At 64.3% G+C, this 14,173-nt stretch carries 15 protein-coding genes and 1 tRNA gene; 11 read left to right on the top strand and 5 right to left on the bottom strand.

Annotated features, from left to right (window positions below; all coding sequences use genetic code 11):
* Positions 1-8 precede the first annotated feature (8 nt).
* The 3 genes from ACFXP9_RS00280 to ACFXP9_RS00270 form a co-directional block, all read right to left on the bottom strand.
* Complete coding sequence (locus ACFXP9_RS00280; protein WP_397207556.1) at positions 9-1,274, bottom strand: imelysin family protein; 1,266 nt, start codon at positions 1,272-1,274, stop codon at positions 9-11.
* A 310-nt stretch (positions 1,275-1,584) separates the two neighbouring features.
* Positions 1,585-1,661 (bottom strand) — tRNA-Arg (locus tag ACFXP9_RS00275).
* Between the two features lie 52 nt (positions 1,662-1,713).
* Complete coding sequence (locus ACFXP9_RS00270; RefSeq protein WP_397207554.1) at positions 1,714-3,141, bottom strand: sensor histidine kinase; 1,428 nt, start codon at positions 3,139-3,141, stop codon at positions 1,714-1,716.
* A 215-nt stretch (positions 3,142-3,356) separates the two neighbouring features.
* Here ACFXP9_RS00270 and rpmH point away from each other — a divergent pair, with 215 nt between their 5' ends.
* From rpmH to yihA, 8 genes are all read left to right on the top strand, one after another.
* Entirely contained in the window at positions 3,357-3,491 is a 135-nt protein-coding gene (gene rpmH / locus ACFXP9_RS00265) for a 50S ribosomal protein L34 (RefSeq protein WP_028725980.1), read from the top strand.
* Between the two features lie 35 nt (positions 3,492-3,526).
* Entirely contained in the window at positions 3,527-4,021 is a 495-nt protein-coding gene (gene rnpA / locus ACFXP9_RS00260) for a ribonuclease P protein component (RefSeq protein ID WP_397207552.1), read from the top strand.
* Positions 4,018-4,284, top strand: a complete 267-nt coding sequence (gene yidD, locus ACFXP9_RS00255) for a membrane protein insertion efficiency factor YidD (RefSeq protein WP_397207550.1) — start codon at positions 4,018-4,020, stop codon at positions 4,282-4,284. Before rnpA ends, yidD begins: the two co-directional genes overlap by 4 nt.
* 99 nt (positions 4,285-4,383) lie before the next feature.
* The gene (gene ttcA / locus ACFXP9_RS00250) at positions 4,384-5,289 is read left to right on the top strand and encodes a tRNA 2-thiocytidine(32) synthetase TtcA (protein WP_397207548.1); all 906 of its coding nucleotides are present in this window, start codon (positions 4,384-4,386) and stop codon (positions 5,287-5,289) included.
* 211 nt (positions 5,290-5,500) lie between these two features.
* A complete protein-coding gene (locus tag ACFXP9_RS00245; protein ID WP_397207546.1) occupies positions 5,501-6,289 on the top strand; it encodes an EAL domain-containing protein in 789 nt (262 codons plus the stop codon).
* A 147-nt stretch (positions 6,290-6,436) separates the two neighbouring features.
* Positions 6,437-8,263 carry a membrane protein insertase YidC gene (yidC, locus tag ACFXP9_RS00240; RefSeq protein ID WP_397207544.1) on the top strand — a complete coding sequence of 609 codons (1,827 nt, stop codon included), beginning with the start codon at positions 6,437-6,439 and terminating at the stop codon, positions 8,261-8,263.
* Positions 8,260-9,009, top strand: a complete 750-nt coding sequence (locus ACFXP9_RS00235) for an MOSC domain-containing protein (protein ID WP_397207542.1) — start codon at positions 8,260-8,262, stop codon at positions 9,007-9,009. The genes yidC and ACFXP9_RS00235 overlap by 4 nt, the downstream gene beginning before the upstream one ends.
* Positions 9,006-9,662 (top strand): ribosome biogenesis GTP-binding protein YihA/YsxC, encoded by a 657-nt coding sequence (gene yihA / locus ACFXP9_RS00230; protein ID WP_397207540.1) that lies wholly within the window; start codon positions 9,006-9,008, stop codon positions 9,660-9,662. The genes ACFXP9_RS00235 and yihA overlap by 4 nt, the downstream gene beginning before the upstream one ends.
* 36 nt (positions 9,663-9,698) lie before the next feature.
* Here the strand turns inward: yihA and ACFXP9_RS00225 are convergent, their stop codons facing one another.
* Positions 9,699-10,427 (bottom strand): SDR family NAD(P)-dependent oxidoreductase, encoded by a 729-nt coding sequence (locus ACFXP9_RS00225; RefSeq protein ID WP_397207538.1) that lies wholly within the window; start codon positions 10,425-10,427, stop codon positions 9,699-9,701.
* A 161-nt stretch (positions 10,428-10,588) separates the two neighbouring features.
* On the opposite strand from ACFXP9_RS00225, the gene argB reads away from it, so the two are divergent.
* The 3 genes from argB (at position 10,589) to trpB (ending at position 13,297) form a co-directional block, all read left to right on the top strand.
* Positions 10,589-11,488, top strand: a complete 900-nt coding sequence (gene argB, locus ACFXP9_RS00220; protein ID WP_397208162.1) for an acetylglutamate kinase — start codon at positions 10,589-10,591, stop codon at positions 11,486-11,488.
* Between the two features lie 75 nt (positions 11,489-11,563).
* A complete protein-coding gene (locus ACFXP9_RS00215; RefSeq protein ID WP_397207536.1) occupies positions 11,564-12,082 on the top strand; it encodes a SixA phosphatase family protein in 519 nt (172 codons plus the stop codon).
* 15 nt (positions 12,083-12,097) lie between these two features.
* On the top strand, positions 12,098-13,297 hold the full coding sequence (gene trpB / locus ACFXP9_RS00210; protein WP_397207534.1) for a tryptophan synthase subunit beta: 1,200 nt from the start codon (positions 12,098-12,100) through the stop codon (positions 13,295-13,297).
* 83 nt (positions 13,298-13,380) lie between these two features.
* On the opposite strand, the gene ACFXP9_RS00205 is transcribed toward trpB, so the two are convergent.
* Positions 13,381-14,172, bottom strand: a complete 792-nt coding sequence (locus ACFXP9_RS00205) for an amino acid ABC transporter ATP-binding protein (RefSeq protein ID WP_397207532.1) — start codon at positions 14,170-14,172, stop codon at positions 13,381-13,383.
* Between the last annotated feature and the right edge of the window lies 1 nt (position 14,173).

Here is a 14,173-nt window from a genome sequence, read left to right as displayed (position 1 = left end):
ATCCCTTTTTACTGGAACACGGCATTGGGGTTGTCGAGGCTGTCCGAACCTTCAAACGCAATGCTGTTCAGCCCCAGCGCGGCGACCGCGCGTTCGATGGATTTGGTCTGTTTCACCAGCCCGTCCACGCCCGCCATGATGGCGGCCTCGCCCTCGGCATTGCCGGGCGCCAGCATCATGTCATAGGCCATGCCGCCCTCGGCCTTGTCGCGCAGCGCGGTCAGGGCCTGCATGGTGGCCGACAGATCGTCCTTCAGCGCGGCATCGACCGCCGGATCGCTGGCCGCCACCAGTTCAGACAGCGAAGGACCGGTCAGTTCGGTGCCGTCGGTGCGGACATAGCGCCCCAGATAGACGTTCTGAATGCCCAGACCGTCATAATAATGGCTGAAATGCGTCTGGTCCGAGAAACAGTCATGCTCTTCCTCGGGGTCGTTCAGCATCAGGCCCAGCTTCATCCGCTCGCCCGCCTGCTCGCCATAGGACAGGCTGCCCATGCCGGTCAGCATGGCGTTCAGCCCGGCCTTGGGGTCGTCGGTGACACCCTTGCGCGCGGCGCCATCGGCGGACCAGTTGGCGACCATTTCCTCAAGATCCGCGATCAGCAGATCGGTCGCGGCAACCAGATAATCGGCGCGGCGGTCGCAATTGCCACCGGTGCAATCCCCGCCCTGCACGAAATCGGTATAGGGGCGGTCGCCCGCACCGGGACCGGTGCCGTTCAGGTCCTGCCCCCACAGCAGAAATTCGATCGCATGATAGCCGGATGCGACATTCGCCTCGATCCCGCCAGCCTCGTGCAGGTGGCGGATCAGATCGGGGGTGATCGCGGACGCGTCGACCGTATCGGCGCCCACGGTCAGCGATGGGTTGGCGATAATGTTCAGCTGCGCCAGTTCGTTATCTTCGGCGCTGGGGGTGTCTTCCGCGACATAGTCGATCAGCCCCTCGTCAAGGGGCCAAGCATTCACGCGGCCTTCCCAGTCATCGACGATGGCATTGCCGAACCGGAACGCCTCGGTCTGCTGATAGGGCACGCGCGCAGCGGTCCAGGCCTTGCGCGCGGCGGTCAGCGTTTCCGCCGAAGGCGCAGCCACAAAGGCGTCCACGGCCTGTTTCAGCCCCTGCGCAGCGCCAAGGCTGTCGCCATAAGCGGCGGCGGCAATATCGGCGTAATGGGTAACAACGGCATCGGGCGTGGCGTCAGCCGCCAGCGCGCCGGCAGCGGTGCCACACAGCAGGATCGCCGCAAGCGGGAAACGGGTCGTTTTCATAGGGCCCCCACAATTCCTTGATTCAACACCGGCAACCTGACGTTTTTGATCAGTTTTGTCAAATTATTTTTGTCGGATATAGAGGCACCCATCGCGCAACCAGACAGCCGCGCCCCCGGACAGCAAGCATAACGACGGAAAAAATGGCGCCTTGCCGAGCGTATTCAACCATGCCCACAGCCGGGGTGTCGCAGCGGCCTGCACAGACCCGTGCAACGCGGCATGACAGACAGGCCGCAAAGCGCACCAAATGCTTTGACGTCAAGCTGATGTCGCAAAGCGCCGCGTCTGAAAATGTCTGGAAAAGAAATGGCGGACCCGGAGCGATTCGAACGCCCGACCCCCAGATTCGTAGTCTGGTGCTCTATCCAGCTGAGCTACGGGTCCGCTGTAGGGCGGCTAACTAACCCCGGTGGTGGGGGTTGGCAAGAGGAAAAGATCAGATTTGCGAATTTTCTTCCAGCACCGCCGCCAGCGACGGGTTGATGACCAGATCGCGGGGCAGATGGATCATGAATTCCGTGCCTTCGGCATCGCTGCGCACCAGATCCAGACGACCGCCATGCCCGGCGATCAGTTCGGACGCGATGGCAAGGCCCAGACCGGTGCCGCCCTTGCGACCGCCGGCGGCAAAGGGGCGGAACAGATCCTCGCGCGCCTTCTGCGGCAGGCCCGGCCCGGTATCGCCAAGCCGTATCCACCATTCCGAATCGCCTTCCCCGGCGCCGATCTCGATGGTGCCGGGCTGGCCGGTGCCCTCGATCGCCTGCCGGGCGTTGCGGGTCAGGTTGGACAGCACGCGATACAGCTGTTCGCGGTCGGCGCGCACGGTCAGGGTGCGGGGGATGTCCAGAATGAACTCGATCCCGCCACTGCCGCCAAGGGTTTCGGCCTCGGCCACCTCCTGGACCAGAGGGGCCAGCCCAAAGCGCGACAGCGTGGGGGCCGGTTCCTCGGCCTTGCCGAAGGCCAGCGTGGTTTCGCACAGATTGACCGCGCGGCTGATCGAGTTCAGCAGCTTGGGCGCGGCGCGGCGCACGGCGGGGTCAGCGCTGTCCTCAAGCCGGTCGGCAAAGATCTGCGATGTGGTCAGGATGTTGCGCAGATCGTGGCTGATCTTGGCCACTGCCTGCCCCAGCTGCGCCAGCCGGTCCTTTTGCTTCAGCGCCAGCGTCAGCGTGGTCTGCATTGCCGCCAGCGCCGATTCGGCCTCGCGCAGTTCGGCCACGCGGGCGGTGGGGGCAATGATGGCGCGCGCATCCTGCGGCGCATGGGCATAGGCGGCCATGTGGTCGACAACGCGGCGAATCGGGCACACGATCAGGCGCTGCGCAGCGAAATTCAGCAGCAGCGCGGTCAGGATGGAAAACGCCGCCGACAGGGTCAGCAGCCGCAGCCCGAATTCGACCATCGCCTGCCGCAGCGGGGCGGTGGCGGTGGTGATCTCGATCAGCTGCCCGGCGCCGTTGACCGGCTGGCCAATGACCCGCACGATCTGGTTGCCCGGCTGCCACAATTGCAGCAGCGCGTCATGCATCGCCTGAATCATGGTCATTTCACGCAGGTCATAGGTCGCGGAAATCGGCTGCGGCAGCGGCGAGGCCAGCACCAGTTGCCGCACGTCATTGCGCCGCAGCACCACGTTGAACACGCCGGCATTCTGCAACAGCTCGGATTCGACATCGCCTGACAGCGAATCATCCGTCGTCAACCGTGCAAGGCTGGCGATCTGCGCGCGCTCAAGCCGCGATTCAAGCTCGTCCAGCCGGAAGTTGGCCAGCGACGGGACCAGAATGAACAATTCGGCCAGCAGCACGAAAATAATCGTGACCGCGGCGAATCGCCCTGACAAAGTATTCAGCTTCATAATCCTCCGGGACGTGCGTATGGTTACGCAAGTCCTAACCTCAGACGCCCCGCTTTGAAACAAATGCGCGGTCGGGGCGGTTCCATGCAGCAAAGTTTTGCCATGACGGTTGACTTGGGCACAAGCCTCGCCTATCCACCGGGCTTCGAATAACCGGCGCGTTGCGCAGGGCCTTGTCCTGTTGCCTGTGCGCCACCGCAAACCGGAGTGGATCAATGAAGCGCACTTTCCAGCCGTCGAACCTTGTTCGCGCGCGCCGTCACGGCTTTCGCGCCCGCATGGCAACCAAAGGCGGTCGCCGCGTGCTGAACGCCCGCCGCGCCAAGGGCCGCAAGCGTCTGTCGGCCTGACAATGCTGGCGGGGTCACCCCCGCCGACTGACCGGATGATGCCGCCGCGCCTGCACCGTGCCGCTGAACCGAAAGGCCAGCCGTCCGGGTCGGGCGCGGCGGCTTTTCCTGCGTCGGCCCCGCCTGTATCGGCCCCCGCATCGCCCCCGGCGATCACCGTGCTGCGCCAGCGCGCCGATTTTCTGCGCGCCGCACGCGCGCGTCGTCAGGGGATGCCGGGCTTTCTGTTGCAGGCCCGCCGCCGCGACCCGTCCGAAACCGGCGATGCGTCGATTCGCATTGGCTATACCTGCTCGAAAAAGCTGGGAAACGCGGTTGCGCGCAACCGCGCCAAGCGCCGCCTGCGCGAGGTCGCGCGCCAGATCCTGCCACAGGCCGCACATCCGGGCTGGGACTATGTTCTGGTTGGCCGCCCCGACAGCACCATCAACCGCGATTTCGCCGCCCTGCTGGACGATCTGCGACAGGCGCTTGGCCGCATCCATGCCCCGCGCGGACCCGCCCCGGATGGCGGCAAGGGGGATGCATGACACCGCTGGCCTATGTTTTTTCGCTGCCCGTGCGCGCCTATCGCCTGCTGCTGTCGCCCTGGATCGGCCATGGCTGCCGCTTTCAGCCGACCTGTTCGGCCTATGCGCTGGAGGCGCTGGAAAAGCACGGCGCCCTGCGTGGCGGCTGGCTGGCGGCGCGGCGCATCATCCGCTGCAACCCGTGGGGCGGGCATGGCTATGACCCGGTGCCGCCGGGTCGCTGTGACCACGGTCCTGACCGTTGCGGTGGGCATCATGACTGACCGGCCACGGCGGGTCTGGCTGGGGCTGGCCGTTATTATCATCGCCGCTTTGGGGCTGATCGCCCTGACCGGCTGGACCATCGCAAAACTGGTATCCGCATGAGTGACGCCCAAGACGATCTGGCCCATGACATCGCGGCCGAGATCCACCCGCTGTTTCACGGCGCCCCCACCTCGACCGAGTTTCGCAAGCTGCGCAAACGTCTGGTCCGGGAGGTGCGCGCCGCCATCGACACCTATGCCATGGCCCGCCCCGGCGACCGCTGGCTGGTCTGCCTGTCGGGCGGCAAGGACAGCTATACCCTGCTGGCGATTCTGCATGAACTGAAATGGCGCGGGCTGCTGCCGGTCGATTTGCTGGCCTGCAACCTCGATCAGGGTCAGCCGGGCTTTCCCTCGACCGTGCTGCCGGCGTTTCTGACCGAACGCGGCGTCACCCATCGCGTTGAATATCAGGACACATATTCCATCGTCACCGACAAGATCGCGCCGGGCGGAACCATGTGTTCGCTGTGTTCGCGGCTGCGGCGCGGAAACCTGTATCGCATTGCCCGCGAAGAGGGCTGCACCGCCGTCGTGCTGGGGCATCACCGCGACGATATTCTGGAAACCTTCTTCATGAACCTGTTTCACGGCGGGCGGCTGGCAACCATGCCGCCCAAGCTGCTGAACGAGGAAGGCGATCTGTTTGTCCTGCGCCCGCTGGCCTTCGTAGCCGAGGCCGACTGTGACCGATTCGCCCGCGCCATGCATTACCCGATCATCCCCTGCGACCTGTGCGGCAGTCAGGAAGGCCTGCAACGGATGCAGGTCAAGGCGCTGCTGGACGACTGGGAAAAGCGCACGCCGGGGCGGCGTCAGGTGATGTTCCGGGCGCTGATGAACACCCGGCCTTCGCATCTGGCCGATCCGAAACTGTTCGATTTTGCGGCGCTGATGCCGCAGGCCGGCACGGATCGTTCGAATTTTAATGAAAATCCGGTCCCGAATTTGGGGGAACTTTAACGGAACAAAAACCTTTTGGGGGTATGGGTGGGATGTCCTGACAACTCAGCCCGTGGTTTTTGTAATGATTGCTTTGTTTTCCCGCCTGCTTCGCCTCGGTTCCGACCGCCTTTCCCGCCGGTCGCAGCCGGGGCGCGGCCACCCGGTGCCGGGGGTCTGCGCACACCAGCCCGGACCGTCAGGACAGTCCATCATTCCCCGGCGCAACGACATGACTTCGCTGATCGCCTCGGGACGGCTGCTGGCCTATTTCCAGCCCCAGATCTGTTGTGACACCGGCACCGTCACCGGGTTCGAGGCATTGGCACGCATTGACGACCCGGCACAGGGCATCGTCGCGCCGGGCCAGTTCCTGCCCGCCCTCAGCGCCGCCGATCACATCCAGCTGACGCAGGCCATGCTGACGCAGGCGCTGTCGGCGCTGCGCAGCTGGGAAAAGGCCGGGTGGCGGGTGCCGACCGTGTCGATCAATGTCTCGCCGCACGACCTCAGACAGCCGGCTTTCGTCGATTTCATCCTGTGGGAACTTGACCGGCTCGAGGTGGGGGCCAGCCGTCTGGTGATCGAGGTGCCCGAACACCTGAACCCGCTGAACGCGGATGAAACCTGCATCGACAACCTGCGTCGGCTGGCGCGGGCAGGCTGTCGCATTGACCTTGACGATTTCGGCACCGGATGCACCACGCTGGACAGCATTCGCCAGTTCAGTGCCCAGCGCCTCAAGATCGACCGCAGCTTTATCACCGGCTGTGCCGACGACCCTGAACGTCAGCGGATGATTCTGGCCATTCTGGCGCTGGCCGATCATCTGGACCTGCATGTGGTGGCCGAAGGGGTCGAGACGCGGGACGAGCATTATTTTCTGGCCCAGATCGGCTGTCACGAGGTGCAGGGCTATGCCATCGCGGCCCCGCTGACGCTGGCCCAGACCATGACCTTCCTGCAATGTCATGACAACCGTCAGGGCGAACTGCCCCGCCTGCGCAACATCGCCAGCTAGGGGCGCAGACCCGCAATGACGGCAGCAAGGGGTCTGAACGCCCTCAAAATGCCGTAAAACACCCCGAAAGGCCTCACAGCACTTGACCTTTCGGTGCCCCTTCTGTTGAACCGGCCCAGCATTTCCCCCACGCGAGACGGTGACGCAATGGACGATAACAACCGCAATCTGATCCTGGCGACGGTGCTGTCGTTTCTGGTGATCGTGGTCTGGTATACTGTTTTCGCCCCTGAACAGCCCAACCAGCCCGAACCGGCAACGCAAACCGCCCAGATCGCGCCGGACAGCCCGCAGGCCCCCTCGGCCCAGACCGGGACAACGGCGCCTGCGGCAACCACCGCCGGTTCCGACGACAAGGTCGCCGCCGCCGGACGGGTTCAGATCGACACCCCCTCGCTGAAAGGCTCGATCTCGCTGGCGGGCGGTCGTGTGGACGATCTGCTGCTGGCCGATTACCGCGAAGCACTGGACCCGAAATCGCCTTTCGTCCGGCTGTTGTCGCCCACGGGCGGTCAGCCGGACGACGCGGCGCAAGGCCCGCTGACCAAACCCTATTACGCGGTGTATGGCTGGTCCCCCGCGGCGGGCACCGACCCGTCGCTGGTCCCCGGTCCGGGCACCCTGTGGTCGGTCGAATCCGGCGACACGCTGGCACCGGGCAAGCCGGTGACGCTGGTCTGGGACAATGGCGCCGGGCAGGTCTTCCGCCGCAGCTTCCAGATCGACGACAAGTTCCTGTTCACCGTCAGCCAATCGCTCACCAATAACGGCACTGCCGCGTTCAGCGCGGCGCCCTATGGCATCATCGCCCGCCACGGTACGCCTGATACCCAGAATTTCTTTGTCCTGCACGAGGGCGCCATCGCCATGTCCGACGGCAAGCTGGATGAGGAAAAATACAAAAGCATTGCCGATTTCGATCAGGCCGGCGCCGAAGGCCGCGCCAAGATCGCGGATGTGGCGGAAAACGGCTGGATCGGTTTTACCGACAAATACTGGATGACCACGCTGGCGCCCGCGCCGGGTCAGCCCTTCCGCTCGGTCATCAAATACGCGCCGGGCGCCGATATCTATCAGACCGAGGCCCGGCTGCCGGTTCAGACCGTCACCCCCGGCAACAGCGCCTCCTCGACCACTTATCTGTTCGCGGGCGCCAAGGTTGTCGAGACCTTGCGCGGCTATCAGGAAACGCCCGGCATCGCCCGCTTTGTGGATGCGGTCGACTGGGGCTGGTTCTATTTCCTGACCAAGCCAATCTTCAGCGTGCTGCACTGGCTGCATGGCTTTATCGGCAATATGGGCTGGTCGATCATCGCCCTGACCTTCGTGCTGAAGGCGCTGGTGTTCCCGCTGGCCCGCAAATCCTATATCTCGATGGCCAGGATGCGCGAATTGCAGCCCCAGATGGAGGCGCTGAAAGAACGCACCGGCGATGACAAGATGAAATACCAGCAAGAGGTCATGGCCCTTTACAAGCGGGAAAAGGTCAACCCCGCCGCAGGCTGCCTGCCGATGCTGTTGCAGATCCCGATCTTCTTTTCGCTCTACAAGGTGATTTTCGTCACGATCGAGCTGCGCCACGCGCCCTGGCTTGGCTGGATCCGCGACCTTTCGGCCCCCGACCCCACCAGCCTGCTGAACCTGTTTGGTCTGCTGCCCTGGGATGCGCCGGCGCAGGGCACCCTGCTGCACACCTTCTCGCTGCCGGTGCTGGCGATCATTCTGGGCATCAGCATGTGGGTGCAGCAAAAGCTGAACCCCGCCCCCACCGACCCCGCGCAAAAGATGATCTTTGCGTGGATGCCGTGGGTGTTCATGTTCATGCTGGGGGGCTTTGCCGCCGGGCTGGTGCTGTACTGGATCACCAACAACATCATCACCATCATCCAGCAATACACCATCATGTCGATGCATGGTCACCCGCCGCAGCTGTTCGGCAATATCAAAGACAGCCTGAAAGTGCGGCGAAAATGACCGCCCGTCTGGCGCGGATCGACCGGTTTCCGGTCAAATCCATCGGCGGCGAGACGCTGGACCGCGTCGCGCTGTCGGTGGCGCAGCCGCTGCCGGGCGACCGCGAATGGGCCGTGCTGCACGCGGCGGCCCTGTCGCATCTGCAAGACGGGGCGCTGACGAAATGGCTGCCCAAGGCGGCGTTTCTGCGCGGTGCGGCGGCCCCTGACCTTCAGGCCATTCGCGGCGGCTGGCAGAACGGGCGGCTGCGCCTGACCCACCCCCGTGCTGAACCGCTGGTCTTTGACCCCGCGACCGGGGGCGCGCAGCTGCTGGACTGGCTGGCGCCGTTCTGGCCCGCTGACAAGCCCGCCCCGGCGCAATTGCTGCGTGGGCCGCAGGCGCTGACCGATGTGCCCCAGCCCTATATCTCGGTCCTGTCGCTGGACAGCCTTGCTGCGCTGTCACAGGCGGGGGGGCGCGATTTCGGCACCGATCGCTGGCGCGGCAATCTGTGGGTGCGTGGCTGGCAGCCATGGGCCGAACGCGGGATGATGGGGCAGACCCTGCGCATCGGCCCTGCCCGGCTGCGCGTGGTCGAACCGATCAACCGCTGCGCCGCCACCCATGTCGACAGCCGCACCGGCCAGCCCGATACCGATATGCTGGCCCTGCTGGCGCAGGTGAATGGCGACCGCGCCTTCGGCATCTATGCCGAGGTTATCCAACCGGGCGAGATCGCCCTTGAAGACGAGGTCGCGTCGTGAAAGTCGCCTTTCCCCAAGCCCCCGAACCCGAAGCCGACCGCGCCGAGGAGGCCCGCCTGCTGTTCGCCGGGCCGGTCGATTTCGTCAAGGGCGTGGTCGCCATGGACGGCCTGCCCCCGGCCGACCGCCCCGAGGTCTGTTTCGCCGGACGCTCGAATGTCGGGAAATCCAGCCTGATCAACGCGCTGACCGGGCGAAAAGGACTGGCGCGGGCATCGAATACGCCGGGCCGGACGCAGGAAATCAACTATTTCGCCTTGGATGACCGCGCTTATCTGGTCGACCTGCCGGGCTATGGCTTTGCCAAGGCGCCGGTGGCGGTGGTGGCCAAATGGCAGGCGCTGCTGAAGGCCTATCTGGCCGGGCGCCCAACCCTGCGCCGCGCGTTTTGCCTGATTGATTCGCGCCACGGCGTCAAACCCGTCGATCACGAGATCATGACCCTGCTGGACCGGTCCGCCGTGCCGTTTCAGGTGGTGATGACCAAGGCCGACAAGATTGGCCCGCAGGCCATGGCGCAAACGCTGGCGCAGGTCGAGGCCGAGCTTCAGAAACACCCCGCCGCCTATCCCGAGCTGGTCGTGACCTCGTCCGACAAATCGCAGGGCATCGCCACGCTGCGCGCCATTATCGCCGGGCTGACCACGGACTGACCGTTCGGGCCTGCTGCCGTTCGGATCTGCTGGCCCTCAGACATGCTGGCCGGCATTGACCTCGATCTCGGTGCCGGTGACATAGCTGGCGCCATCCGAACACAGAAACCAGATCACTTCGGCCACCTCGGACGGCTGGCCCAGACGCCGCAATGGCAGGGTCCGCACGATCTTTTCGGTGCCCGGCGACAGGATCGAGGTTTCGACCTCACCGGGGGCAATGGCATTGACGCGCACCCCCAGCGGCCCGAAGTCATGCGCCATTTCCCGCGTCAGCGCGGCCAGCGCCGCTTTCGAGGTCGCATAGGCCGCACCCGCGAACGGATGCACCCGGCTGCCCGCGATCGAGGTCACATTCACCACCGCCCCCTTCGCCGCCGCCAGTTCGTCGCGAAAGCCGCGCGCCAGCACGATGGGGGCAAAGAAGTTGACGTGAAACACCTGCCCCCAGATCATCAGATCGGTGTCGATACTGTTCAGCCTTTCGCCATTCGGCCCTTTGGGCGACACACCGGCATTGTTGACCAGCGCGTCCAGCCGCCCGTCCAGACGTTCGCGAATGGCCTCGATCACGTTGATGGTGTCGGCGGGGTCGGACAGGTCGATGCGGATGTGATCCTCGGGGGTGGACCACGGACAGTCATCGGCCAGCGCATTCCGCGCGCAGGTGATGACGCGCCAGCCCTCGCGGGCGAAACGCTGTGCGGTGACATGGCCGATGCCACGGCTGGCCCCGGTCAGCAGCAAGGTCTTGCGGTGGCTCATCTGGCACCCCCTTTTCAGCCGGGGCCGCACCCCGGATCGCCGCCGCAGGCTAGGGCCGCGGGCGGGCGGCTGCAATATGCGGCGAAGGCGCTTGGCAGGGACCAGCACGCCCGTTAACCTGTCGCCAGTCAGAAAAGGCCGCCGAAATGAGAAAACAGAACATGACGCTTGACTGGACCGCCACCGCCCGCACCCTGTCCGAAGCCCTGCCCTATATGCAGCGCTATGCCGATGCCGTGGTGGTGGTCAAATTCGGTGGCAATGCAATGGGCGACGATGCCGATATGGCCGAATTCGCCCGCGATATCGTGCTGATGAAACAGGTCGGCATCCACCCGGTGGTGGTCCATGGCGGCGGCCCGATGATCAACGAACTGCTTGGCAAGCTGGGGATCGACAGCCATTTCGTGCGCGGCAAGCGGGTGACCACCAAGGAAACCGTGCAGGTTGTGGAAATGGTGCTGTCGGGGCTGGTCAACAAGCGCATCGTTCAGGCCATCAACGACGCCGGTGGCCGCGCCGTCGGCATCAGCGGTAAGGATGACGACATGATGGTCTGCGAGGCGGACGACCCTGAACTGGGCTTTGTCGGCCGCCCGGTCGAGATGAACGTCCAGATCATCCGCGACCTTTACAGCGCCGGGATGATCCCGGTCATCGCGCCTGTTGCCACCGGCATGGCCGATAACGAAACCTTCAACGTCAATGGCGACACCGCCGCCGGGGCCATCGCCGGGGCGTTGCGGGCCGACCGGCTGTTGCTGCTGACCGATGTGTCGGGGGTCAAGGATGATACGGGTCAGGTAGTGACCCAGCTCAGCCCCCAGCAGGTGCGGCAAATGACCGCCGATGGCGTGATCGCCGGCGGCATGATCCCCAAGACCGAGACCGCGCTGAAGGCGCTTGAGGACGGCGTGCGCGCGGTGGTTATCCTTGACGGGCGCGTCAAACACGCCGTTTTGCTGGAATTGTTCACCGAACACGGGGCCGGCAGCCTGATCCGGTCAAGCCAGCCACGGGTCCGTCCGCATGGGCTGCGACAGGGCGAACAATCGCTGTGACCCCGCGCAGGCGCTTGCCGCAGCGTGACAAGCGTGTCACGCTTGCATGATCCGAACCATGTTCCGAGGTCCATAATGACGTCTTTGGGGTATCGCCGCCTGATCCTGACCCGCCACGCCAAATCGGCCTGGGACGACCCGCTGATGCCGGACCACGACCGGCCGCTGAACGCGCGGGGCCGGCGCGCGGCGCGTGAATTGGGCGACTGGCTGGCCAGCCGTGGCTATGACCCCGAAGAGGTCCTGTGCTCGACCGCCGCCCGCACCCGCGAAACCTGGGACCGCGCCGCGCTGGCGGCGTTCGAAACCCTGCCGGAATTGCGGGTTGAACAGGCGCTGTATCACGCCGCGCCCGACATGATGCTGCGGGTGCTGAAAACCGCGCAGGCGCAGACGGTGATGATGATCGGCCATAATCCGGGCATCGCGGAACTGGCGGCGATGCTGCCTGCGCGGGTGCCGGTGGACCCTGCTTTTCGCCGCTATCCCACCGCGGCGACGCTGGTTGTCGACTTTCAGATCGACGACTGGTCACAGCTGACACCGCGCAGCGGCAGCGTGCTGGATTTCACCCGCTTCGACGGGCGACGTTAACGACAAGAGGGAAATATGGGTTATCTGAAATCAACCCCGACGCGTGATGGCTTTTTCGGGGATTATGGCGGTGCGCAACTGGCCCCCGCGCTTAAACCGCATTTCAAAGCCATTGCCGAAGCCTATGACCGCATCTCGCATTCGGCTGATTTCATTGCGGAACTGCGCCATATCCGCAAACATTTTCAGGGCCGCCCGACGCCTGTCAGCTACCTCAAGAACCTGTCTGCCGAACTTGGCGGTGCCCAGATCTATGCCAAGCGCGAGGATCTGAACCACACCGGCGCGCATAAGCTGAACCACTGCATGGGCGAGGCGCTGCTGGCCAAATTCATGGGCAAAACCAAGCTGATGGCCGAAACCGGTGCTGGCCAGCACGGCGTTGCGCTGGCCACGGCAGCGGCCTATTTCGGCATGGAATGCGAAATCCACATGGGCGAAATCGACATCGCCAAAGAGGCCCCGAACGTCACCCGGATGAAGCTGCTTGGCGCCAATGTCGTGCCGGTGGGCTTTGGCGGACGATCCCTGAAAGAGGCCGTGGACAGCTGTTTCGCCAGTTATATCGACCAGGCCGATACGGCATTGTTCGCCATCGGCTCGGTCGTGGGGCCACACCCTTTCCCGCGCATCGTGCGCGATTTTCAGCATGTCGTCGGCATCGAGGCCCGCGAACAGTTTCTGGACATGACCGGCAACCTGCCCGACATGGTCGCGGCCTGCGTGGGCGGCGGGTCCAACGCGATGGGCATGTTCGCCGGCTTTATCGAGGATTCCGACGTCGCACTTTACGGGGTCGAACCGGCGGGCACCTCATCCAGCCTTGGCGATCATGCCGCCACCATCACCTATGGCGAAGATGGCGACATCCACGGCTTTCGCACCATGGTTCTGAAAGATGACAAGGGCGAACCGGCGCCGGTGCATACGGTCGCCTCGGGGCTGGACTATCCGGGCGTGGGGCCGGAACATGCGCATCTGTATCGCACCGGCCGCGCCAGCTATACCAGCGCCAATGACAAAGAGGCCCTCGACGCCTTTTATCGCCTGTCGCGCCGCGAAGGCATCATCCCCGCCCTCGAAAGCGCCCATGCCGTCGCCTTCGCCATCCGCGAGGCCCCCAAAAACCCCGGCAAGTCGATCCTGATCAACCTGTCGGGACGCGGCGATAAAGACATCGACTATGTCACCGAAACCTATGGCTTCGGGGCATGAAAAAGGGGCCTTCGCGGCCCCTTCTTCGTTGTCAAAATACCCCGCCGGGGGTGCGGGGGCGGCGCACGCCCCCGCCTGCGGCGTCAATGCCCCAGAATCTGGCTCAGGAACAGCTTGGTCCGGTCGGATTGCGGGTTGTTAAAGAAATCATGCGGGTTGTTCTGTTCCACGATCTGCCCCTGATCCATGAAAATCACCCGGTTCGCCACCGCCTGCGCAAAACCCATCTCATGCGTGACGCACAGCATGGTCATGCCGTCCTCGGCCAGTTCGATCATGGTGTCCAGAACCTCCTTGATCATCTCGGGGTCCAGGGCGCTGGTCGGCTCGTCGAACAGCATGATCTTGGGCTGCATACACAGGCTGCGGGCGATGGCGACGCGCTGTTGCTGGCCGCCTGACAACTGGCCGGGGTATTTGCCCGCCTGTTCGGGGATGCGCACCTTTTCCAGATAATGCATCGCCAGTTCCTCGGCCTGTTTGCGCGGCATCTTGCGCACCCAGATCGGGGACAGCGTGCAGTTTTCCAGCACCGTCAGATGCGGGAACAGGTTGAAATGCTGAAACACCATACCGACCTCGGACCGCACCTTGTCGATATTCTTGATGTCCGAGGTCAGCTCGATCCCGTCCACCACGATGCTGCCGGTCTGGTGTTCCTCCAGCCGGTTGATACAGCGGATCAGCGTCGATTTTCCCGACCCGGACGGCCCGGCAATGACGATGCGTTCCCCCTTGCAGACCGTCAGGTCGATGTCGCGCAGGACGTGAAACGCGCCATACCATTTGTTCATGCCGGCGATCCGGATCGCCACTTCGTCGCTGACGCACATGCGGCTGGTGTCGATATCGCGGTCGAAATGCGGTTCGCTCATC

Source organism: Paracoccus jiaweipingae (assembly GCF_044335505.1).
GTDB lineage: Bacteria > Pseudomonadota > Alphaproteobacteria > Rhodobacterales > Rhodobacteraceae > Paracoccus.
This window is presented reverse-complemented; position numbering and strand designations above follow the sequence as displayed.